Origin of the sequence: Xenorhabdus szentirmaii DSM 16338 (genome assembly GCF_002632585.1) — a bacterium.
Lineage (GTDB): Bacteria > Pseudomonadota > Gammaproteobacteria > Enterobacterales > Enterobacteriaceae > Xenorhabdus > Xenorhabdus szentirmaii.
Genome location: NZ_NIBV01000003.1, coordinates 225,545 through 249,781 on the forward strand (window position 1 = coordinate 225,545; position 24,237 = coordinate 249,781).

22 protein-coding genes are annotated in these 24,237 nt (G+C 45.0%); 14 read left to right on the forward strand and 8 right to left on the reverse strand.

Annotated elements, in window-relative coordinates; all coding sequences use genetic code 11:
• Positions 1-15: 15 nt before the first annotated feature.
• The 8 genes from Xsze_RS19745 to Xsze_RS19780 all read right to left on the reverse strand — a co-directional run bounded on the left by Xsze_RS19745 (position 16) and on the right by Xsze_RS19780 (position 10,047).
• The gene (locus tag Xsze_RS19745; RefSeq protein ID WP_038241236.1) at positions 16-537 is read right to left on the reverse strand and encodes a DUF5625 family protein; all 522 of its coding nucleotides are present in this window, start codon (positions 535-537) and stop codon (positions 16-18) included.
• Between the two features lie 117 nt (positions 538-654).
• Complete coding sequence (locus Xsze_RS19750; RefSeq protein ID WP_038241234.1) at positions 655-2,070, reverse strand: HlyD family type I secretion periplasmic adaptor subunit; 1,416 nt, start codon at positions 2,068-2,070, stop codon at positions 655-657.
• Between the two features lie 94 nt (positions 2,071-2,164).
• Positions 2,165-4,306 (reverse strand): type I secretion system permease/ATPase, encoded by a 2,142-nt coding sequence (locus Xsze_RS19755; RefSeq protein WP_038241227.1) that lies wholly within the window; start codon positions 4,304-4,306, stop codon positions 2,165-2,167.
• 1,072 nt (positions 4,307-5,378) lie between these two features.
• Positions 5,379-6,893 (reverse strand): conjugal transfer protein TraG N-terminal domain-containing protein, encoded by a 1,515-nt coding sequence (locus tag Xsze_RS19760; RefSeq protein WP_099139007.1) that lies wholly within the window; start codon positions 6,891-6,893, stop codon positions 5,379-5,381.
• Positions 6,890-7,225: a hypothetical protein gene (locus Xsze_RS19765; RefSeq protein WP_099139006.1), complete on the reverse strand. Its 336-nt coding sequence runs from the start codon at positions 7,223-7,225 to the stop codon at positions 6,890-6,892. Before Xsze_RS19765 ends, Xsze_RS19760 begins: the two co-directional genes overlap by 4 nt.
• 8 nt (positions 7,226-7,233) lie before the next feature.
• The gene (locus Xsze_RS19770) at positions 7,234-8,631 is read right to left on the reverse strand and encodes an integrating conjugative element protein (protein WP_244590089.1); all 1,398 of its coding nucleotides are present in this window, start codon (positions 8,629-8,631) and stop codon (positions 7,234-7,236) included.
• A gap of 52 nt (positions 8,632-8,683) precedes the next feature.
• Positions 8,684-9,652 carry a TIGR03756 family integrating conjugative element protein gene (locus tag Xsze_RS19775; protein WP_099139004.1) on the reverse strand — a complete coding sequence of 323 codons (969 nt, stop codon included), beginning with the start codon at positions 9,650-9,652 and terminating at the stop codon, positions 8,684-8,686.
• The gene (locus tag Xsze_RS19780) at positions 9,649-10,047 is read right to left on the reverse strand and encodes a TIGR03757 family integrating conjugative element protein (protein WP_038240721.1); all 399 of its coding nucleotides are present in this window, start codon (positions 10,045-10,047) and stop codon (positions 9,649-9,651) included. The genes Xsze_RS19775 and Xsze_RS19780 overlap by 4 nt, the downstream gene beginning before the upstream one ends.
• 303 nt (positions 10,048-10,350) lie before the next feature.
• On the opposite strand from Xsze_RS19780, the gene Xsze_RS19785 reads away from it, so the two are divergent.
• The 14 genes from Xsze_RS19785 to Xsze_RS23430 all read left to right on the forward strand — a co-directional run bounded on the left by Xsze_RS19785 (position 10,351) and on the right by Xsze_RS23430 (position 24,171).
• A complete protein-coding gene (locus Xsze_RS19785; protein ID WP_038240720.1) occupies positions 10,351-12,108 on the forward strand; it encodes a type VI secretion system baseplate subunit TssF in 1,758 nt (585 codons plus the stop codon).
• Between the two features lie 36 nt (positions 12,109-12,144).
• Positions 12,145-14,184 carry a type VI secretion system tip protein TssI/VgrG gene (gene tssI / locus Xsze_RS19790; protein ID WP_051462523.1) on the forward strand — a complete coding sequence of 680 codons (2,040 nt, stop codon included), beginning with the start codon at positions 12,145-12,147 and terminating at the stop codon, positions 14,182-14,184.
• Positions 14,185-14,192: 8 nt separating this feature from the next.
• Positions 14,193-14,990: a DUF4123 domain-containing protein gene (locus Xsze_RS19795; RefSeq protein WP_051462522.1), complete on the forward strand. Its 798-nt coding sequence runs from the start codon at positions 14,193-14,195 to the stop codon at positions 14,988-14,990.
• Positions 14,991-15,001: 11 nt separating this feature from the next.
• Positions 15,002-16,858 carry a lipase family protein gene (locus Xsze_RS19800; protein ID WP_038240719.1) on the forward strand — a complete coding sequence of 619 codons (1,857 nt, stop codon included), beginning with the start codon at positions 15,002-15,004 and terminating at the stop codon, positions 16,856-16,858.
• 4 nt (positions 16,859-16,862) lie between these two features.
• The gene (locus Xsze_RS19805) at positions 16,863-17,618 is read left to right on the forward strand and encodes a hypothetical protein (RefSeq protein WP_099139171.1); all 756 of its coding nucleotides are present in this window, start codon (positions 16,863-16,865) and stop codon (positions 17,616-17,618) included.
• Between the two features lie 847 nt (positions 17,619-18,465).
• A complete protein-coding gene (locus Xsze_RS19815) occupies positions 18,466-19,140 on the forward strand; it encodes a hypothetical protein (RefSeq protein WP_038240716.1) in 675 nt (224 codons plus the stop codon).
• Between the two features lie 259 nt (positions 19,141-19,399).
• Positions 19,400-19,774, forward strand: coding sequence for a hypothetical protein (locus tag Xsze_RS19820; protein ID WP_038240715.1), 375 nt, complete (start codon positions 19,400-19,402; stop codon positions 19,772-19,774).
• Between the two features lie 662 nt (positions 19,775-20,436).
• Complete coding sequence (locus tag Xsze_RS19825) at positions 20,437-20,919, forward strand: DUF2169 domain-containing protein (RefSeq protein WP_084616350.1); 483 nt, start codon at positions 20,437-20,439, stop codon at positions 20,917-20,919.
• Positions 20,912-21,268 carry a DUF4150 domain-containing protein gene (locus tag Xsze_RS19830; RefSeq protein WP_038240714.1) on the forward strand — a complete coding sequence of 119 codons (357 nt, stop codon included), beginning with the start codon at positions 20,912-20,914 and terminating at the stop codon, positions 21,266-21,268. The genes Xsze_RS19825 and Xsze_RS19830 overlap by 8 nt, the downstream gene beginning before the upstream one ends.
• A 10-nt stretch (positions 21,269-21,278) precedes the next feature.
• The gene (locus tag Xsze_RS19835; RefSeq protein WP_038240713.1) at positions 21,279-21,965 is read left to right on the forward strand and encodes a hypothetical protein; all 687 of its coding nucleotides are present in this window, start codon (positions 21,279-21,281) and stop codon (positions 21,963-21,965) included.
• Positions 21,966-22,025: 60 nt separating this feature from the next.
• Complete coding sequence (locus Xsze_RS19840) at positions 22,026-22,649, forward strand: polymorphic toxin type 15 domain-containing protein (protein ID WP_084616348.1); 624 nt, start codon at positions 22,026-22,028, stop codon at positions 22,647-22,649.
• Positions 22,649-23,284, forward strand: coding sequence for a GAD-like domain-containing protein (locus tag Xsze_RS19845; protein ID WP_038240712.1), 636 nt, complete (start codon positions 22,649-22,651; stop codon positions 23,282-23,284). Before Xsze_RS19840 ends, Xsze_RS19845 begins: the two co-directional genes overlap by 1 nt.
• An 83-nt stretch (positions 23,285-23,367) precedes the next feature.
• Complete coding sequence (locus tag Xsze_RS19850; RefSeq protein ID WP_038240724.1) at positions 23,368-23,841, forward strand: GAD-like domain-containing protein; 474 nt, start codon at positions 23,368-23,370, stop codon at positions 23,839-23,841.
• Positions 23,842-24,042: 201 nt separating this feature from the next.
• Positions 24,043-24,171, forward strand: a complete 129-nt coding sequence (locus Xsze_RS23430) for a T6SS immunity protein Tdi1 domain-containing protein (RefSeq protein WP_084616346.1) — start codon at positions 24,043-24,045, stop codon at positions 24,169-24,171.
• The last annotated feature ends 66 nt before the right edge of the window (positions 24,172-24,237 follow it).

Here is a 24,237-nt window from a genome sequence, read left to right on the forward strand (position 1 = left end):
TTTTTTCTATATAAATCAAATCTTCGGATCGTAATAGGTGAATTCAACAAAACTCTCGATGCCATTAAAAGCAGGAACATCTTCTAGGGTAGTAATTACCGCAGAGTAGAGTCCAGGGGGTAGGAAAAATGTTTTTATTTCTCGTACAGCTGTATTTATACTTCTCTCTTCGTAATCGAAAAGACTCCCGCCTTCGGATCCCATAGCATTTATTTTATTGTCAAAAAAAATCTGTCCATCTTTAACAATACGGAGTGAAACAGGGGTTATTACTCCGCTTTTATCAATTCTCCCAAACAACTCAAACCGCCTTACCATTTCATCAGAATCATCCGTAGTAGCAAAAAGCAGAGCAAACTGATAATTCCCTTTATTTTTGATTTCAAAATCAAATTTTACTGATTGGCCAGACCGTGTTATATCAATCGGTTTGTATATATCAATGTACTTAGAACATGACACTAATAAGGCGAAACTGAAAAAAACAATGATATTGCGCCAATGTTTGAACCTTCGGTGTATTTGTAATACTTTCATCACTTCACTCCAATCAAAGTAAGACTGAGAAAAACATTTTTGACCACTAACGATGCTCTATCTTAATCACAGTAAATTGCGAATATGGAGAACCGACTTCATAGAAATATCGTTTCCTTACCGCTCTCTCAAGCTTTCATCCAGATGTTGTTGCAACGGACTCAGGAAATAATCAATCACCCTGCGTTGATCGGTTTTTATTTCTGCCGTAATCGACATGCCCGGAGATAACGCGACTCGCTGACCATTGACCTGCACGTGATCCGATTTCAGGCGAATACGGCTGCTATAAATGAGCCCGCGCTTTTCATCCTCAATGGCGTCGTTCGACACGCTGAGAATTTCGCCGTCAATGGTGCCGTACTTGGTGAAAGTGAACGTTTCTACCTTGACGGTGACCGGTTGACCAACATGGATGAAGCCTACATCCTTATTTTCCAGCATTGCCTCCACTTCTACGGGTTGATCTGTGGGAACAATGACCATCAACGGCTGAGCGGGTGTCACCACGCCACCGACGGTATGGATAGCGAGTTGTTGAACTGTACCGGCCACTGGAGCTTTAAGGTTGGTCAGGTTTTCCTGATAACGGGCCTTTGCCAACTCCTGAACCAAAGTCGCTGCTTTTTTGTTGGCTTCTTGTTGCTGGTCGAGCATGGCACGGCGGTTCTGCGCAATAACCGCCTCACGCCGACGTTGTGCTTCATCCCGGGCAGCGGTGTTCTGCAGGACACTGGCTTGCTGTACACTTAACTGGCGTTGCAGATCCAGCCGTATCTGTTCTTTTTCCAAATAGGCATGCCGCGATACATACTGTTTCGTCAGCAACCGTTCGTAATCCTTAGCTAATTGTGTAGCAATCGGCAGCGTTTTTCTCAGGCTGGCTACCTGAGACTGAGCAGATTGAATTTCAGCGCTGCGTTGGCGGATTTCGGCATCCACTAACTCCAAATTACTGCGGTATTCCTGATATTGTCCCTGAAGCCAGCGCTCGGCACTTCGCACCTGCTCAGGACTAGCGTTGGCAATCGTTCCTGTCAGCGCCGCTGGCGGCTGTTGTTGATTGATCGCATCAAGCATGGAGGTACTCCGTGCACTATCGATACGAGACGCCAGCAGTTCACTCTGGATTCGGCTAACGTCGGCGCTTGCTGCCGTTGGATCGAGTTCGACCAACAACTCACCAGATTTTACCATTTGGCCGTCATTGACGTGGATTGCTTTGACCACCGCCGTTTCGCGGGGTTGAATCAATTTGGTTTTCCCATTGGGAACAATTTTTCCCGGAGCAACAGCCACGACTTCAATTTTGCCAATGTAAGCCCAAAGCAACGCAAGTAAGGCAAACCCCATAATGCCCCAGATGAAAATTCTCGGGGCCGGATGAACGGGTGTTTCCTGCAACTCCAAAGCCGTCGGTAAAAACTGTAATTCATCAGCTTGCCGTGGCGACATATCCATGCTTTTACGTTGACGCCAGGACTGACTCCACACATCACGATAGCGTTGTAATAAGGAACCCATTGTGCTCATAAGAAGTTTTTATCCTTGAACTGGCGTATGTTTATCTTCGTCACATCTACCTCTGATTACGTTATTAGCCGTTTTCATCATACGTTCCAGCCTTTCACCCCTGCTGCATTTGATGCAGTCGTGAATAGTGGCCATCCTGACGCCCCAATAACTCGGCATGATTTCCTTGTTCGACGATCTGTCCCCGATCCATCACGAGGATGCGATGCGCATCGCGCACAGCTGACAACCGATGGGCGATAATAATGACCGTGCGTCCCTTGCAAATGCTTTGCATGTTCTGCTGCACAATCCGTTCAGACTCGTAGTCCAGCGCACTGGTCGCCTCGTCGAAAATCAAAATGCGGGGATTACCAATCAAAGCGCGGGCAATGGCTATCCGTTGCCGCTGACCACCCGAAAGTGACGCGCCGTGCTCCCCCACAATAGTGTCGTAACCTTCAGGCAGTTCAAGAATGAATTCATGGGCACCGGCCATGTTGGCAGCATGCATGACCACTTCGAGCGGTGCCCCAGGATCAATCAAGGCGATGTTTTCCCGAATGCTGCGGTTGAATAACATATTGTCTTGCAACACCACACCAATCTGCCGACGCAGTGAGGAAACATCAGCCAATGCCAGATCCATGCCATCAACCATGACCCGTCCACGTTCCGGAACATAAAGTCGCTGCAACAAACGAGTCAGGGTACTTTTGCCTGAGCCTGAACGCCCCACCACACCAATGATTTCTCCTGCACCAATGGTCAGGTTGATCCCCCGCAATACCTCAGAACCATCAGCCCGATAACGAAAATGCACCTGATCGAACTCTACCCGCCCCATGAGCGGCGGCACAGTGCTACGTGTAGCCTGTGATAATTCAGTTCGGGAATTGAGGATATCTCCCAGACGCTGCACTGAAACTCCGGTCTGCTGGAAGCTGGTCCACAGTTGCGCCAGGCGCATAATAGGGCCGCTGACACGACCGGCCAGCATATTGAATGCGATCAATTCTCCCACCGACAACTGCCCATCTATCACAAGGCGGGCACCAAGCCAGAGTGTGGCAACGGTCACTAACTTGCCGATAAATGATACGCTTTCATTGGCGAGGGTAGATAAGGTCTGTGTTTTGAAACCTGCGGCAACATAAGCTGCCAGTTGATTATCCCACTTACGGATGGATTGCGGTTCAACCGCCATTGACTTTAAAGTATCGATGCCATTGATCGTTTCGACAAGGAATGCCTGATTTTCGGCATTGCGCGTGAAACTCTCCTGCAATCGCTTACGCAAGAGGGGGGTAACCAACATCGAGACGAGCGCATAGAGCGGTAATGATAACACCACAATGAGCGTCAGCCAGCCACTGTAGTAGAACATCACAAGGATGAACACCAGAGAAAAAAGGACATCGATCATCAGGGTAATGGCGTTGCCTGTGAGGAAGCTGCGAATGTTTTCCAGTTCGCGTACACGAGCCACAGAGTCGCCGACTCGCCTGGCCTGAAAGTAAGCCAACGGCAGATTAATCAAATGCCGAAACAGACCCGATCCCAACTCCACATCGATGCGGCTGGTTGTGTGCGCAAACACATAACTACGCAAACCGCTCAGTGCCGACTCAAACAGCATGATGCCCAGTAACCCCACTGCGACAACATCCAGCGTGGTTAAACCATGGTGCACCAGTACCTTGTCCATGACCACCTGAAAGAATAACGGCGTCACTAAGGCAAACAACTGTAAGGCAAAAGACCCCAGTAAAACTTCACCCAATAACTTGCGGTATTTGACGATGGCCGGAATAAACCAAGTAAAATCAAAGCGCGAAGTCCCACCGGACAAACTGTTACTTGGGCGTACAAGCACCAATTGCCCTGTCCAACGCTGTTCAAGTTCATCAAAGCTGATAACTTCGGGGCGCGCCGCGCGCGGATCCTGAATAAGCGCCTGTTCCTTATCCAGCTTAGCTAAAATAAAAAATTTACCATCCTTATCAATGGCAATGGCAGGCAATGGCGTATGTTCAAGTCTAGTCAGTGTTGTGCTTACTACCTTGGCTTTCAGCCCTGAATGACGAGCAGCCAGCAGCAGCTCTTTCTGGGTAAGGCCTTGGTTAGAAGTAGAAAACTCGTGTGAAAGTTGTTCAGTAGATATAGCGATGTTGTGAAACCTGGCTAACATAGCCAAGCAAATCAGGCCTGTGTCCAGCTCTGGGGAAGAATGGGGTGACTCTGTCTCAGTACTCATTTTTTATCCATATCGCGTCCATGCCTATTTTTTAAAACTGAAAATATTAGGCAATTTAGGAAATTACAGCTGTAGCTCATTTTTAACTACAGGAATTGGATCTCCCTCCACTTTCAGCCAATAATATTGGATAACCGATTTGATGTAGGGAGCATAATAAAAAAATTCTGTTTGGCCTTAAGTGCGTCAGACCTAGAGTGTTGTTTTAGCGTTAATATTAAGATCTGGTTATTCGCGTGTATAAGCTGTATTACGAGCACACATTATCCGGCAAGCTCTGTGACTTTTTTTGCAGGAGGATGTTTGGATAGTATTATCAAATAAAATGGTGTTCTTTATTGCTAAGCAACACTGAGTAAAACGACATAAATTATGTATCAATTTAATCGACTTTTCAATCAAATAACAATATAGACTCCGATCATGTTTTTAAAATTCAAGATTAATAACCAAGAATTAAAAACAAATCAAAATTAAATATCAAGAACTGCTAACATTAAATAAATGTACCATAATTAGGCCACTCACTTGCATTTCTCCCCTTGTCACACACAGAATTGTTCGTGATGCAAAGTGCAGAATTATTTTAGAAAATAACACAAAGACAATCAAAAAAAGAATAATGTGCCATAAGGAATAATAAGAATAATCCAATTCCATATATTGAGTTATAGCATTAATTTGTTTGAGCAAGAATAGTATGTATTACAACCAGAATTCATGTAAGGTGCATTCAATTTACTCCTATTAAAGATACTGGATGAATACAATTAGCTCAATAGTCAGTCGCTCATGCTCTCGCCCTCATTCCATATATCCAAATTATTTTAAATATGATTATTCCCATCAAAAATATTCAAATGATAACAACCATCTTTACGCGCGGCCAAATTACTACTTGGCATATTAATTGGCATTCATTTAGTTCCAGAGGTGAAAATTAAATACGTTATTTTTTGTTTTTATGGATAATATTAAAAGGACAATAGTTATTGGTATCATTGCAAGTGTTTTCTTAAAAAATCACATCATTATCGAGTCATTTTCCTGAATGAAAATCGTCTGTACTACTCTACTTACCCTTCGACATCACCTTCTGCATCACCATCTGCCCAAACATACCAACGGATTGCCTGACCTGCCCCACGCCCTGACTCATCATGCCACCAACATCGCCCATCCGCACCCCGGCCCAGGCCAATGCCCCCAACCAAACCATCGGCAGGACAATAAATAACGTGCCCATCACCAGCCCCATGATTAAATCATCCGACGTGTTCTGCATGCCCGCCAGATTAAACAGGCTGTGGGTGTCTGAGCCGTACAGGGCATCCAGCAAATGGCTGTCCAGCCAGCGCGCCAGCTCCCACCAGAACGTCAGGAAATTCAGCGCAAAAATCACACAGGTCAGGGTAAACACGGTTTTAAACTCATACGCAGCCACCAACAGCAGCAACGGGATTAAGATATACAACGCCATTAAAATCACCGCCTGCATCATCGGCAGGGCCTGACGCACCGCATCGAACATCGGCATATTAAGTAATCCGCCCAGCAATGTTCCTGCGGAGGCACCGACCCGGTTAGAACCATCCAGCAAAGTGGGATCGGCATTACCACCATAGCCGGCATAAACAACCCCTTCCTGAGAAACGGTCAGATTCACCGGGCTGACCAGACGGCGGATCACGGCTTCCTGATAAGCGGGCGTGTTTTTACCCAACATTTTCAGTGTCGCAGACAGACGCAGCCACAACCCCGGGTCGGCCTGCGCCAGCACCCTGTCTTTCAGGCCGATGTTGGCGGCTGACCACCAGACCTGACAGCGCGGATAGCCGCCCTGCCCGGTATACGGCCGCCCGTTGTCCCGGCTCTCCTGCCATGGAAAGTCAGCCCGGGGCGTGCGCGATTGCAGCATCCGGTAATCGCCGGCTAAAAATGTGCGGCTGCCCAGCCAGCCGATATCATTCAGGATAATCGGGTCGCGGGAGTGTTCTTGATCGCGTTGTTGCCACTGATACAGGGCCAGCGCATAACAATCGTGGGTAAAATCCTGCAACTCGGCTGCCAGTGCCGGGCTCTTGATACGGGTATGCTGCACGTCAAAACGCAGTTGCCGTAAATCCGGCCGACAGGGAATGGCGGCCACCGCCGCCTGCGTCAGCCCTTTGGATAACCGATGCACCACAGCCCACCAAATCGGCACTGCCGCCGTTTGATTGTTCAGGCTGGATATCACCGGCGCATAACCGCTGTTCTCCGGCGCACCGGGTGTCCAGGTGCCACAGCTTTTGGTCCGGGCGGTATCATACTGGAGGGTGCTGAAGCTGACATTGACCAGCGGCACGCAGCAAAACACCATGACGAAAAACGCACTGTAGAGCGCATTTTCAATCCGGGCCAGTGACTGCAATCCATTGGGACCTTCGTCCTCCCCGCACTCCCGCACTTTCAGCCAAATGGCCATCACTTTGACCACTAACGGCAGGGTAAACAACCCCGTGGCAATCAGAATGTGCCACAGGCCATTGTTCACCACCCAGCCGAGCAGGGTCAGGAAATATTCCAGATAACTGTTCGTGGTCATGACACACTTCCCTGACTGGCTGACAGGGCGTATTCACCCAGCAGGATAAACAACAGGCTGACCCCCATCATCCGCCTCAGCGTTGTGCGATATTCCGCCTGATGTTTCACGCTTTGCCCGATTTTCCAACCGCCCCAGAGCAACCATCCGTAAAGGCTTAATCGCCATAACAGCCAAAGCGATTGATACCTTGCCAGCCCGCGATTCAAGGCAGACAGGGTTTCGGGATAATTCATCCCTGCCCAGCCGACAGTTAACGTCACCACCATCACCAACGCGATAATCAGTGATAATCCGATGCCTCGTTTTAATCTTGCACGTTTTTTTGCCATCGTCGAACTTACCTGCGCTCACGGTTGGGGGCTTCCAACTGATAAAAACGGGTATCCTGACTGTCCGCGACCTGTTTTTGCGGATGAGCGTGAATACGCTGCGTATCACGCTCAATAATGGTCAGAATGGAATTACGGGAAAGCGCCTGCTTCAGCTCCATTTCATTTTTCAGCGCATTGATTTCCCTGTCCAGGGCGGCAATCCGGCGGTCGCCTTCTGCCAGCGCTTCCGATTGTGCGGCCGCATTGGGTTCGGACATGCCAGTGATCAGCATTCGACGCATCAGTAACGCGGTTTCAATGGTCTCACTCATCGCCAGCTCCCCCGCCAGACGCGCAGTCAGGGCAGCCCTATCGGGATCACGCTGCAACGCCTGGATCACACCCTGTGTTACGGCCAGACTGCCGGTTTTCAGTTTGGTGAGATTCGCCCGTGTGGGTTTCTCCGTGCCGCTGACCAGTTTCACCAGTTGTTCAGTGTTCGTTTTGGTGTGGGCTTCCAGCATCGGGGCAAACCCCGTTCCCGCGACCGTCGCCCCCGGCTGGTGTTGCTCGCCTCCACTGGCGCACTCTGTGGCTTGCGCGCAGGTACGGATGGCCCGGTCGCCCAGTACACTGACCACCGCCTCAGCCGCTTCCCGCGCCGTGCTGAATTTACGGCAGGCACTGCCCTCGCAATTGAAGGTGCTGACCGATGACTGGCTCAGTACCGGCAACTGATTCATCATATTAAACCCGGCGCTGGCTAAATCACGGGTCGGACGAATGGCAGCCTGCCCCTTTCCGCCCTGTCGTTGCCCGCCAATCCATGAATGCCCGCCGGCACCGGTCGCTTTGGTGCCGGCATTATTGACACGCACTGCATCACCACCCCCGCCGTTGACCTGATTTTTGTACTCCTGCAACGCCGCTGATTGGCTCCATTTGTTGTTCTGCGCAAAATCCATCATTCTCTTCGCCATGTTCTGACAATTGAACTGGGCTTTATCAAACGCCACATTGGCCTGCAATACCCCGTTGGTCAGCATGTCATACAGCCCCGGATTGGCCCGCTGAATTATCATGGCGGGGGGGCTGGCAACCGCTCCGGTGGCCCCCTGAACCACATCACTCATCAGGTTTTTGAATCCCGCCGTAATACCGTTAAGCTGATTGCTGATCGTGGTTTTCAGGTCGAAATTGCCACACATCAAATCCGAACGCCAGCCCAGCTCCAGACCGGCCAGCATGGTTGAACCGCCGCGACTGGCCGGCTCAGAAATCACCGAGCCGCCACCCAGCGTATAAAACAGCGTATCGGAGACGGCCCCGCTGGCCTCTGCGCCATAGCCCAGGGCACTTCGATTCACCTGCGGTAAGGTGAGGGACAGCCCGGTCGCATGGGACTGTATCGGAGCAAGCATCATTGCGCCCACGACCAGCCATACGGCGTTTCTTGTCGTCATCTGACCTCCTGATTCAAATATCCGTACTGCTGAGAAAACGCTGCCCGCGCCGCTTGCAGCAGCTGTAGGGTTGCCACAAGGTATAAGCCTGATTACCGGCTGTCGCGGCGGTATGGCTGCCATCCGGAAACACGGCACAGGACTGACTTAACTGTGGCGACAACCGCTGCCACTGATGATTCTTCGTGCCGGTATTTTCCGCCACCGGCGGCGGTGGCCAGTAGCCATCACGGCGTTGCCCGGTCAACGGCTGATAGACATGGGGCTGACCGGTACGGGTAATAATGTCAGCTACTCGCTGTGCCACCACGGCCGCCGCTTTATCTTCATCCACCTGCGTAACAAAACCGGCACGCGGGTAGAGATTGCCCCACATATTGCCCGTCAGCTGATTGCCCAATTCCCGTAGACCGGGGATAAGGGCTTCAGGATAAAACGACTCCGGCAGTCCGCTGCGCCACGCCACCGTATCCAGCGTGCTGAGGAAATAAAGCATCAGTGGCGTCGCTGCACTTTTGCAGGAATAGCCCGGAATTTGCCCGCCTATCAGCGTGGTGGCGGGATGCCCGATGGCATCGGCGTATTTGAAACGCAGATGGGTACTGCGCTTCCCGGCCACCTGAATAGTATGATTGCCCCCACCGGTAGTGACGTTAGATAAGGTACTGGTCACCGTATTTTCCAGCCCGCCGGGTAAAGCGCTGATTTGCGCCATGTCAGACCACGGGTTGCCGCCGAGGCCATGATAGGTGGAGACCACCGTCTGTGGCAGGAAATGAGTCACTTTGACCGAGGTTTTTACCGAGCAGCCATGCCATGAACAGAACAGCCAGTAACAAATGCCGCTGACCCGCCACTGAATGCAGGCAGGTGAGAGGCTGCTTGCCACGATTTGGGCGGTATTGATGGCGGCTTGTGTGGCCGGTGCAAACGCTGCAACCAGCGTGATGAGCACAGGAAAAGCAATGCGTGACGGATTCATGGCTGATGCGGCTCCCTGAGCGCCGTCGCTTTAGCCACATCTGCGGTGCCATACACCACGTCACGGTCATCAAAGACCACTGCCGGATACTGGCGCACACCCCGTTGCCAGGCTTCAATCACCTCACGGTAGGCGGTGATAAGCACTTGTTCCTGTTCACGCCAGTGGGGCGATTGCAATACAGCCTGTACCTGAAGGCGGGCTTGCTGGGGATCAGGGGAAAGTTGGGGGAAGATTTTTTTCTGATGCTGTTCAGCCGCATCCAGCCAGACCACCTGGCTGTCCGGCGTCAGATTCACCGGCGGGTGCAGACGGTCAGTGTACACCACCGTTTTAGCCCCTGAGGACAAAGACACCATCCATCCCATCAGGAACAGTAAACCCGTTTTTTTCATCGTGTCCTTTCCATGCCACAAAATATCGGAGCAGCGTGAAGAAAACCGGAACAAAAATCAGCAAACAATTCTTTTTTGCAAAATGCAAAAAAACACCTGTCCCAGATTTCTCTACGCCATGACACATAACGTGGAATGAGACTTTTCCCAAATGATTAAAAAATCGGATTGCATTAAGCATATTAATGAATAATTTCGTACAATACCCTCCCTCCACGAGCATCATGCTGATTTTATATAAACTTTGTGCATAACCTGCCGATGAACTATTCATCAGTACATTAGGATAAAAAGAGAAAGCCAATGAAAAATAACAAGGAGTCCATGTATCTGCGGGAAAGAGCCTATTTGCGGGAACTGGCTCAATACGTGGCGAAAACATCGCCTCATCTGGCTGATTTTCTGTTTGCTTCCCATGATCCCGACATTGAGCGTGTTTTCGAGGCTTTTGCCCTGTTGATTACCAACTTACGGGATAAAATAGAGGATGATTGCCCCGAAATCTCCCACGGTATTTTGTCCCGTATCTGGCCGATCGCCCTGAGCCCCATTCCGCCGACGACAATCATGCAGTTTCAGCCCGTTGATGGCGAGCATCAGGGCACCGTTGACATCCCGGCCAGCACGCCGATTTCTGCGGAAGTCAACGGCCAGTTGCTCACCTTTAATACCTGTCGCCCCTTGCATATTGAACCCCTTATCGTGCGGGACAGGGGCGTCAAAAAAACCGGTACACACAGCGAAATCGTACTGACGCTTTGCCAGACCGGCACGGCCTCTCCGGTCTGGCAAAGCGGGGCGCTGTCTTTTTTCCTCGGTGCAGACACTCAGCGGGCAGCGCAATTAAGCCTGTGGCTGGACGAGCATATCTGTGAAATGTGCCTCCGAGTGCAGGGCGAGCAGCGCAAACTGCGCAGCTTCCCGCAGGGCTGGCATAATCTGTTTGACCATCCCATCCTGCCGATGGAAAAGCGCACTTACGCGGGTCTGCAACTGCTGATGGAATATTATGCGCTGCCCCATTTGTACAACTTTATGACCGTTGATTTCAGCAAATATTACCCTGACGTTCCGCTCAATGCTGACGGCAGTTTTGAGCTGATTTTCCGTTTTAAAGGCGAATTGCCGTTGGATGATGTCAGCGATGCTTTTATGCTGGGCTGTGTGCCGGCCATCCATCTGGACCCCCTGATCAGCCAACCCTTGCCGCTGGGTGAGGGCGACCATCGCTACCCTTTGCCTCTGGGTGAATCCGTACAGTTATTCCGGCTGCGTGATATTCAAGTGGTGCAGCAACCTGATGAAACCCCGCAGCGGGGTTCACCCTACCGCTATCTGCCCATCGACCAGTTTACGCCGTCACCCCCCGAACTGGCGGAAGAGGGGGAACCCGAGACGTTTTATTACCTGTACCACCGTGAGCGGGATTTGCTGGGCAGGCTGAAACACCAGCTGCATTTTTTTGATCTGACCGGCAAACCCGCGCTGCACCTACCTGAACTCGCTGTTGTCGGTGATTTTCTGGGGTATCACACGCAGGCCATGACCTTAAAACCCGGCGACATTACCATCACACAGGAAGGCTCGCCCGCCCACCTCAATGTACACAACATTCTGCCGGTCTCTGACGAGTATCCGCCCTTGCTGCAAGATAATGCCAGTTGGCCATTGCTCTCCTGTCTTTCCAGCCCGCCGGTGTTGTTATTTGCCACCGACGGCCTGAAACAGTTTCTCCGCCAGTTTGACCCTTACGCCGAACTCAATCGTCCGCTCAGCCGCCATATCCGCCGACATATCGAGGGTATTGCCCGGACGGAAGAACACCTCATTGATCGCCTGAAATACGGCCTCCCTGTCCGCGGGCATTGGGTCGGACTGACGCTCAACCCCGATTGTTACGCCAACGCGGGGGAAATGTACCGATTTTGCCGGTTAGTCCATGAAGCCATGGCGTGTTTTATCAGCCAGTCCACCTTCGTCAAACTGGATGTGTTTACCCCCGGCACGCGCGGCGTTTTGTGGGCTTTTCGGGAAGTCTACGGCGTACGCCGGGAGATGTAAGCCATTAACTCATCACAACAAGGAGTAATGCACACTATGATGAAAAATATTATTGATAAACTGCCTACTGCCAAAAGTGGCTTGCGGTTTACGTTTCAGGTCGCGGGACTGCCTGAGTCAACGTTTGCGGTAGGGGAATTTTCCCTGCAAGAGGGATTATCTGAACTGTTTACCCTCAATCTGACACTGGTTCAGTCTCTGCCCGATAACCCCTTTCGGCCTAAACCAGAAATCGATTTAACCGCCTTGTTGATGCAGGAAGCGGTGTTGCAAGTTTTCCAAGGCGTACAACTGCAACGCAAAATCACCGGCATCATCTCCCATGCTGACTGGGCCGGCACCGACGGCAATAAAACCCTGTATACCCTGACCGTGCGCCCGGCACTCTGGCGCCTGACGCTGAATCAGGAAAGCCGGATATTCCATCAGCAAAATGTGCCGGCCATCCTGACGGATTTGATGAAAAAACATTACGTGCGGGCGGATTCGAAACTCTACGATCCCCATCAGGACCGGGAATACGTGACCCAGAAACGCGAATCTGACTATGGATTTTTCAGCCGGCTGGCGGCGGAAGAAGGCATCAGCTTCTGGTTTGAAGATGAAACCGCCTTTTTCAGTGACAGCCATCTGGGGATGACCGCCGGGTTGCCACTGACCTACAGCCCGCAGCCGGAAACCGCCCACGGCATCGATACGGTTTATCAGGTGCGGCTGGGTGTCGGCATGAGCCCGCAGCGCAGCCTGCACAAAGATTCTAACTATGACAACCCACGCTATCATCTTTCGCATATGCAAAGCAGTGAGGGTTTCCGCGATTTTGGCAGCCAGACCCCGTATACCGTGTTTGAAAGTTACGGGCGTTTTCAGAAAGATGCGGCCGCCAAGCCGTTTCTCAAATACCGTCAAGAGGCACTGGATAACCAGAAAAAGAGCGGCAGCGGCAGCAGTAACTGCATCAAACTGATGCCGGGCAAAATCTTTGAAATCAAAAGCCACCCGCACGCCCCGCTTAATGCCCGCTGGCAGATTGTCGGGATCAGCCATCACGGTCGCTGCCCGGGCGCCATGGGCGATAACGGTGGCGATGGCACCACACTCAGTAATCACTTCAGTTTTATCGACGGTCTTGCCGACTGGCGTCCGCCGTTCCATTACAAGCCACTGACCGATGGCGATGAAACCGCCACGGTGGTTGGCCCTGAAGGGGAAGAAATCTTCGTCAATAAAGACGGTGCCATCAAAGTCCATTTTCACTGGAACCGTTATGACAAAGCGGATGACGGTGCCTCCTGCTGGGTACGCGTGGCCCAAGGCTGGAATGGCAACGGCTTTGGCTTTATGGCCATCCCGCGCATCGGGCAGGAAGTGATTATTTCCTATCTCAATGGTGATATTGACCGCCCGATAGTCACCGGCTGTGTCTACAACGGCCTGAACCGCCCGCCGCTGGATTTGCCTTCGCAGAAAACCCGCACCACGTTCAAGACCAAAACCCACAAAGGCAAAGGCTTTAACGAGCTGCGGTTTGAAGACGCGAAAGGCAGTGAAGAAATTTATTTCCACGGCCAGAAAGATTTTACCGCCCAGATTGAAAATGATGCCCTCTGGCATATCAAACACGATCAAAAACAACGCATCGACAACAACCGTTACCACGACATTCGCGCGGATGATCACCATCAGGTCGCCGGTTCGCGCAAAATCACCACCGAAGGGGATGTCTCCCACCGAATTGCCGGCAGCCAGCATATCCAGACCGGCGATGCCACGGTGATTGACAGTGGGCAGGAAATTCACTTGAAAAGCGGTGGCAAAGTGGTGCTAGAAGCGGCAGCGGAAATCACCCTGAAAGTGGGTGGTAGTTTTCTCAAAGTCACACCGGGCGGGATTTTATCTTCACCGATTAATGTCGGGCAGGGTTCAGCTGGTAGCGGGCGTGGATTGGCGCTGCAATTGCCGGAGGGCGTGGCATCGTTGCCGGAAGTGGACATGGAATTTCCCGCCCATCCTTGCTGCCCCGAATTGGCGCAACAAGATGTTAGTCCGGTAATTAGGCCAGCCAAAAAGGAATAAGTATAACGATGGAAGACACAACAATGACAGAAACCACAACGCCCACAATAAGTTGGCAAGAATGGTTGAATGAATCCAATGATGCGCCGGTGTTCTTTATTCTCAACTCTTTGGCGAGACCAAATCCGGTAGAGCACTTTTATCTCAATGATTGGGTCGAAGAAGCTTTTCCGCTCTACAGCGGCACACCGATGCGCAAAATGCTGAAACAAAGCCCGTGGCTGGTACAGGCGAAAACCCGCCAGTTATATCAGATAGGAATGATGTTGGATAGCCATACGCTCAGTGACAACAGCTGGGGCTGGGCGTACCGCAGTCGTGCCTCGTGGCAAGAACAATTGGCTCATTGGCAGCGGCGGCATTTGGTAATGATGAATGGTGAACAAGTGCTGTTTCGTATCATGGACTCCCGCGTTTTTGGTGCGATGGTACCGGCTTTCACGCCCAGCGATTGGTCGTTAATGTTGGCTCCGGTCACAGAGCTGATGCTTGACACTCCACAGCCGGTAAAGTTTTGCCGCCCCGAAGTTTGTGGAGAAGGGAACAGTGAGATCCCTTTTACATTGGGTGAGCATTTGTTGGCAGTCTGGCTGCATTCTCCCTATGGTCTGAAAGTGCTGAGCAGTTCACTGTATTATGACTTATGGGAAAACCACGGAGAAATGGTTCAACAGCTGGATCAACCCATGGGGAGTTTGAAATCACAAATAGAGTTGTGGCTGCGGAAAAAAATTGAAACTGGCCAATATGTTGAAAAACTCTCCAGTCAGGATTATCTGTTGGCGATGGAACAAGAAAAGGAATAGGAAAAAGATTTATGAGTAATGAAAATTCGATTTATTCCCATAACTGCCCAAAAATACTGAAACACTGGGTGGAAATCCAACTGGTGGATGAACATAATAAACCAGTAGCAAATATGCCGTATACACTTACCAATTATGAGTACGCTAATCATCGTAAAGGTGTCACGGATGATAATGGTTTAATCCGAGAAGAAAATCTGACGGCATGTCAATTAAGGTTGGAAATAGGCGCCCAATTTTTAACTGAAGCAATGGAAAAACGGTCATTAAGAATAAAACGCGGAGAGGAAAACTCCATTGTTAAACCGCTGGCAGAAGCCGCTGGACATATATACCGATACGCTACGATAGGAGAACTGGTAGACAGCAAACCCAAGATTGAAAGTTGGGAGGAAGAAACGTTGCCCGCTTATCATTTTCCGGAACGGTTGAATGTGATGTATGGTCTTTCAATTAGCAAAGTGGACGTTCGCCATGTTATAGAAGTTTGTCCATTTCGGGCTTGGTCATTGCTTCTTCATCACCAAAAAGATTATTCGTTGGTTAATGCCTATAATCAAGGATTGATGGCAGTTTTAGCTTATGCAGAATTAGACGATAATGGCAGTAATAACATTAAGGGTTCAATATCTCATTTCTTTAATAATGAGTTATTGAATCTATCAGATACTCCTAGTAGTATTGGAGAAGAAAAATTTGAAGCTATAGTATATGATGTTCCTTTTAGAGATCGTTATACTTGTGTTGAATTTATAGATACTGGAGATAATTATGATGCGCAACTTTTTTATGTCGCTAATAAAAAAGAATTAATTATTAGCTGGCGTGGCACAGCACAAACTCAGGATTTTTTAACCGATGGAAAATTCAAACCCATACACTTTAGCGAAAATGATTTTATAAAAAAAGGCAAAGTTCATAATGGATTTTTAAAATCTTTTATGGCTGGAACTAATGAATATGTTACAAAGCATAAACTAACTGTTTCCAAGCACATAGAGAAATTAATTATAGGTAAGAATGTATTTGTTTGTGGTCATAGTTTAGGCGGCGCATTGGCATTACTTCATAGCGCCCAACTTAAAGAATATAACCCTTGCCTGTATACTTATGGTATGCCACGAACTTTAACTTATAATGCAATAATGGAAATAGAAAATTTAATTCATTATAGGCATTTAAATAAAGATGATTTGATTACAACATTGCCTTTTGAAAGAAATATGGATAATGTTTTCTTTCAGATGGAATTAGGTGTTATAGGAGATGCTCTTGGAGGAATTCAAGAGGTCGTAAAATTAGTATCCTCTCTTGCTCCTCAAGAAATTTTAATCAATGCCATAAAAAATGATTACAATAAAGCAAAAAAAGATGACATTTATTTACATCATGGAAAAACTATCCATTTTCATGAAGGTTCTCTCTCTTTTTATGCTCCAGATGATTTGAAATCTATTACACCTCGCATTGGTATCGAAAGAATAAAAATGGATTTTTATTCAAACCCAAACTTATTACCATTTGAATATTTTGCTCAAGAGATTTTTCCTAGTAATAGCCAACCTAAACTATATTCTATCCCAAACTTTTTTGATCACTCCAGTGTTAAATATGTAAAATATATAAATAAAAAAATGATTAATTTATGTCATCCCAAAATGAATACTATCTATAAAAAAGATATAGAAAAATTTGAAAGAGCAATGGATCTTAAAAAAGATATATTAAGAAAAACATACAAACATTATCAATACTTCCTTAAGCTAGAACAAGAGATTGAAAAGTGCTTATCTATTACTAAACAAAGTAAAGAAGGGCAACATGCACTTGATCGTTACAGTTATTATGCAAATCAGGGGGTGGAGTAATTATATGCAATACATGAAATTAACTTTTATATTCATTTTCTCTCCTTTTTTAGTAGGGTGTGGGGAAATACTAGACTCTAAACTTGATAAATATTTCCCACTGAATCCTAAAAATGAAGGACAGTCTATTATTTTTTCTAGCAAATTGCCACTTAACACTCTACCTAGAGTTAGAGTTGAATTTATTTCCACCAAGTGTACTAAAATGTCTTTAAATGCAGCTTATACGAAAATTAATCACCGGGATAAAAAATCAAAAACAGTATGGGACATTGAAAATAAAGGAAATAATACTTTTGAAAGTAAGATTCCATTAAATGGCGGAGGTTGGTGTGATTGGAAACTAAATCAGATCGTTATTGGTCTCATTTACAATAAGGATCATTTCATCAATAAAAATATTGAACTCAGTGAAAGTTCAAATTTATTCATTAATATAGAAAATGAAAGCAATAACAATAAAATTAAATCCAATGCATCTATTAATTACATAGAACGAATATATCCTGTATATGAAAAGATATCAGAAAAATATGAAAGAGTTTTCTTTATATCGCCACATAGAGGTGAGAAACATAATATGTCATTACCCAAAAACACTAATGGTTATATTTATTATAGCCCAAAATTAAATGAATCAAAGGTTACTCATGTTTTCATTTCAGGAGAAAATTCTTTTGTAAGATACCCTAATGGAGAAATAAATCGCAATTCAGATTATATTGATTATCAAAAAATAGATAATCTAACTATTAATTAGAAGAGTCTGTAAGTAATAGGATTGATGAGATTGATTTACTCACCTCAATACATATTGAGGTGAGCTATTAGGTAATAACGAATGTGTAAAGTTATGTTGTAAAGTTATGTTGGTTAGTTAATTGTTCTCATTTGTAATTGTTTTTGTAAGAAGCAGTAATTTATTAATAATTATTTTAATTTTTAAGCAAGAAAGGTAGGGTATAAATAAAATATTGTAGTACTATAATAAATATAAAAACAATAAGAATTTTGAGGGATTTTAAAGTGTATAAAAAATCATATCGTTAGAGTTTATTATATTATCTACCAATGCATATGCCTCTTAATGGTCTATATTGATTGGTTGTTTTACTTCAGATACTAAAAAACCAATCAATATAAAATTTGTAGATATGTATTCAAAAAAAGATAATGTCAGAATTGGCTATATCAAGTATGAGGCTTCCCATATGGCTATACCGATTGTTTTTATTAAGGAAGATTTTGTGAAATATTATCTGAGGATAGGCCGTATCAGTATAAAACTGTATGGAGAAAGGCAATTAAAGAGGAGATTGGCGGGGAGTATGAAGTTATTTCACAAGGAGCAAGACACTATGGTTTTTCATATATAGATAAAAGAGGCAAACTAGTATAGTTTGAGGTGAATTTGGTGCTTATGATATGGAAAAAAGATTGCATTTGGAAGTAATTCATGTTTTTTTAGTTTAAATTGTATGCAATTCTGTTTTTTTATATTCTAACATTCAACAATAAATAAGATGCATCATGAACAAAAAACGATCTAAGGTAACACGGCGTTGATATTTGTGATCATCATATAAAGATTAAATAAGGAATGTTACATGAGTAAGATAAAAATTCTAGTTATTGCTATATTATCTTTTAATTTAACTGGATGCGATGGATTTTTAGATGAAAAATTTGATAAATATTCTCCAATCAACCCACAAAATGATGGCCAATTTGTTATGGTATCTAATATTTCTCTATCAAATACTAAAACCCATATTACTGCTAAATACATATCTGACAAATGTGCTAGGACGCACTATAATTCAAGTTTTCGTCCTACTGGAAAAGATGGTAGAACAAGAGAAATCAAATGGGCCTTATCAGATCAAAATGGTCAGAAATTTGAAACAAGAATCCCTCTTAATGGAGGTGGTTGGTGCGAATGGAAATTAAGTGAGATTAATATTGGACTTGCTTACACTAGTCATCCTCTTGCGACAAAAGATACAAATTTATATGTAAGTGGAGTTTTAACTGTTTTTATAAATGACGTTATAATAAACCCAAATTTAAAAGAAAAATATGAAGATAACGTCATAAATTACACACCTATTTTTCATACTGTCTATGATAACTCCATTGATTTCCCATCTATTATATTTTCATCACCACAAAAATATAATAAATATCGTTTATGGATAAAAGAAGGTGATAATGGTTATATTAATTACGCTCCAACAATAGATAAATTAAATACTATAAAAAAAAACATACAAAGATGGTAAGTATCTTATTGAAAATTTAAATGGGGAGATAAATAACCACTTACTTCAATAGAAAATTTATTATACCGCCCATTTATAGGATTCTAAAAATCTATCAATGGGCTGAGTGAAGCTTGAAATGCAACTTTCTCCGATGCAAACCGAGTTATTCCTCTTTTGCAACAATAAGTGGGATAAACACAAAGCTCTATGGCAAATAACGATTATGGTCTTGATTTAAAACAATATTACCAACATAAGAATGTGATAATGTGAAAAAATGAAATTGGCTTTATTAATTGGATTATCAATACCTTTACTATCTGGATGTGACTTTGCTTTAAATACAGCCTCAGATATTAAAGATACTTTAATCGATAAAATTGCACCGTTCAACCCACCGACTACATCCAAATGGATTGAATTTGAAGGAATTATACCTAAGAACACTAAACCTAGACTAACCATTGAATATATATCCAATAAATGTTTAAATTCTAAATTTTCTTTTAGTAGCTCACCTTATAATGTATACATGACCCCTAAACATCATTACGTAAATGACATAAATATTTCAGCAGATCCAACCACAAGAATTTTTAAGAAAAAAATCCCTGTTGATGGTGGGGTTGGAAAGTTAAAATTATTAATTTAGCATTAGATGCTAATAATCGGAATTATCTAGATAAAGGTGCTGAGTTAGCTGCTGGAGTTGGCATTAATGTAACGGTGATTGATCATGACGACATTCAAAAATTACCAAAATATATAAATAATAACATTATTTACAATACAATTATATACCCGTATTTAATTGAATACCCAGACAAATCAAATAGGCTTATATAGAAAAACTGGCGTGAGTGAAACTAAATTTCAGGTAAAAAATTAATGAACAAGGAAAAATTAGTTACAATCCTATTTTAGATGAATCTAAAATGCCAATAATTATTATTTCAAAAAACAAAGAACAATCAAAGGTTATGTATCCTAATGGTAGAATAGAAAGAGGAAAGAGGAAAGAGGAAAGAGGATTGATTATGATTTAATAAAGTAAAACGTGACAATAAAACATTAGCAATAATAAAAATTCTCTTTCATAGAAGTCGGTTTTACTGCTGAAAAATAAATAATATATCTCAATGGGAATAAACTCCCATTGAGCATATCATAAGCACCATCACGGATAAAATCATTCCAGAACTGAAACAGCGGCAACAACGCTCGTTGGAAGACATTTATCCTTTATATGGTTAGACGCCATTTGCACCTGTCACCGGGGAAAACTTCTCCTACAACACAGAACCGCCAACGCCTATCACCGATCCCAGCTGCCAACCTGCGGGTTTTGGTATCATTGGCCGTCCCTGGTTACCCCGACGAACCAAAGCGGGCACCTATGATGAAACCTGGCTGGAAGAGCGCCATCCGTATTTGCCTGACGATTTTGATTTTGGTTACTGGAATAACGCACCGGAAGACCAGCAAATCGACCATCCCGATAACAATATCCGTATCAGCCTGTTCCACCTCACCCGTGAAGGTATATTGCGAGTACAGCTACCGGGACACCGGCCCTTTATGCTGCTGAGAATGATGAATGGCGAAATGATACCTGACCTGATGTATTTGGATACCTTAATTATCGACAGCGAAGCGCTCACCCTTTCAATGACCTATCGCTATCACGCCGAAATTGACGAGTCGATCAGATTGATGGAGGCGCGGTTTGAGATGAACCCGAATGCCCCTCTGGTCAGGATCGATTTAGGCGATGGCAAGGAGTTGCATTATGGCTGATAACTACTTCGCCCGAACGGCAACACAATGGATGGTCGTCAGCATTGTGCCGGATGTATGCAAAACCCCGATGGGGGCATCAACACCGCCCATTCCCTATCCGGTCGTGGCCAAACTGGCAGAAAGCTCTGTACCGGTCAAATCGGTGCGGGCAAACGGCAAACCCCTGGTGGTTTTCGCACAAAGCTTTGTGCCTCAGACACTGGGCGACCAACCCGGTGTTGCCAATGGCATCAAAAGCGGCACCGTGGGAGGCAAGTGCCATCCTAAAGAACACTCAAAAAGTGTCCGGGCAGGCAACAGGCTTCTGCTGCGACACGGTGACAAATTCTGGATGAACGGCGCATAAGGATACGGCTATGGCCAAGAAACCACAAAAAACAAAAAAAACACCGCCTACAGTGAGTGATCAGCCTTTGCTGGAGAAAAAGGCGCGCAATGATTCCCCGACAGGGGAAGGCAACACAATAGGTGAAATTGTCGGACAACCCCCTCAGACCACTAAAGCGCCCGGTGAAGCAAGCCCTGTACTCACATCCGGCACACAAACCGAAAAAAGTTTTTCCGCTCGCGCCTATGACAGCGCGAAGAATGCAGCTGTTGAAAGCGGTAAAAGTGCTGCCGAAATGGGGAAAGGTGCGGCCAAAGATACCTGGAATTTTGGGGTAGACATTGTAGAAATTGCGTATCCGGCTGCCCAACGGGAGGCGGCTCGTGACATGGAAGACGCGGCAAAGTGGTATGAACTCTTCGGCAATAAAGAACATGCAAAGGTGTTAACGGAAGCTGCTGAAGAGGCCAGAGAAAGAGCAGACACCGGTAATCTTGATGTACTCAGGGTGACATTAGCTAATCCGGAGCAGGAACTCGGTGCAGTAGTGGGTGATTTGAACCCGAAAGGAATAGTCAAGGGAATGGTTAAAGGCATCGCTAAGGGCGGATCAAAAGTGATGTCAATGTTCTCCGGCAAGGGAGAAGCGCGGAAGAACTCCCGAGCCAAGCGAAGACAGGAAAGAGCAGAGAAAAGAGATGAAAAAACACCCTAAAAGAACCCAGAAGAGCTTAAAAAGGAGCTAAAAGAGAATCAACAAAATAAAGGGGGCAAAATCAAAGGCGTTAAAAAAACAAAACCCGCTTGCTTTAATCCCTATAATGGAAAGTATTATAAATCATTAAAAACAGATAAAGAAAGAAAGGCCTATGTACAAGAATACGAGGCCCAACTTCGCAGGCAACAAGATGCGATTAATGAAATGACGCCTGCTGAGTTTAAGGCTGCTAGAACGGCTTTTAAAAAAGCAAAAGAGGATAACAAAAAAGGAATTGGCCGTAATACCGCAGCTGCTCCTGCGCAAGAAAAGTTTAGAAAATCTTTAAATGATAAGATATTCAAACGAATATACAAAAGTCAAAGAAATAAAGGCATTTCACCAGATAAAGCAGAAGAATTAGCACAAAACAAAACTGATGAAATAATGGATGGGCTGGCTGCATTGCACGAACCGGATATGTCGGCAGGTGGTCAAAATCATCCCAAGCCCACAAGAGCCGGTAGTACTAACGTGAACAGCGCTATTGGAAAGAGCTGGTCTTATCGTATATCAACATTAGATAAAGCAGCCCAAGAAGCCATTGACAGCGGTTTAAGTGACGCTAAGATGAATGTTCAGTTAGAAGTGTGCCGAAATAATAAAAAGAAACCTCAAAAACGTAAGAAGAGGAATAAGTAATGCGTGATGAAGATTTTGAGTATTTTATAAAAAAATGGGGAGAAGCAACTCAACATAGAGCTGTACCTGTTGAATCTATAGAAAAATGGTTGGGAAAATTACCTGGGCAGTTATTGTACTATTGGAAAACAGAAGGCTGGAATAGTTATCAAAATGGCTTATTCAGCATTGTCAATCCTGACGATTATGAAGATATCGTTGATATGTGGCTGGAAGATACTCCTTTTGAGTCTATGGATTCCTATCATGTTATCGCCAGAAGCGGTTTTGGTGAACTTTACCTCTGTGGGCAAAAGACTGGCACAATATTATCAATATCATGTATCTTTAATACTATTTTCTATGATAAAGAAGACTCTTCAGAGAAAACAAAAGAAGAGTTAAATTTTGATATTTCCACTTTTTTCTCAAGTAAAAATATAGATTCACTGGATCTAACCGAAGAGTCAAACACAAATATTTTTTCAAAAGCCATAGAAAATTATGGTTTATTAAATGAAAATGAAATATTTGGTTTTGAGCCAGCAATTTCTTTAGGTGGTGAGATTAAAGTTGAAAACGTGAGAAAAATGAACATGCATATTCATTTTGATATTTTACGCCAATTCTCCGAACCTGATATACATGAATTTTGACTATGTCACCTATATAATGATTTCCCTCCTTCAAATAACTGCTTATGCAGTTATTTGAATCACCTTATTAGCAGAGATAAATAATGCGTGATAATGATTTCGGTTACTTTATTGACGAATTTGGAGAGGCGACTCAACACATAGCTGTACCTAATGAATCTATAGAAAAGTGGAGAGGAAAGTTACCTGAAAAATTATTGTATTATTGGAAAACAGAGGGTTGGAATAGCTATAAGGATGGATTATTCAGTATAGTCAACTCCGATGATTATGAAGGTATCGTTGATATGTGGCTGGAGGATATCCCCTTTGAGTACATGGACTCCTATCATGTTATAGCCAGAAGTAGTTTTGGTAACCTTTACTTGTGTGGTGAAAAAACTGGGACAAATTTGATAGTTGAGTGTTTATTTAACACTATTTATTACGAAAAAGGGAACGCTGATCACAAAAATAAACAAGAATCTGATCTTGATCTTGCTGCTTTTTTTTCAAGTAAATCCCTTGATTCTTTTGATATTGAAGAGGGTGATGATATATGGCTTTTTTCTAAATAGCTGTTCCTAATTGTGCTACACCTTACGTCGAATCGTGCTGCATAAGGGATTATTCACTCTAGGCAAAGAACCCAGTTACCACAAGGCTTCACTGATTACCATGGTCGATTGAGCGAAAACCACTCGAAATCGTCAACTGGAGCGGTATTTGGAACAGCTATTTAGAGCCATAGAAAAATATGGTCCATTAAATGAAAAAAAATGTTTGGATTCGAACCAGCCATAATTTTGGGTGGAGACGTTGAAATTGAAAATATCAGAAAACTGGATATATATATTCATCTAGATATTCTACGACAATTTCCTGCACCTGAAATCGATGAGATTTAGTATTATTTATCAAATAGTCTATTAATCTAAGTAACTTTTAGAACAGTCACTTAGTTATTCTATAAC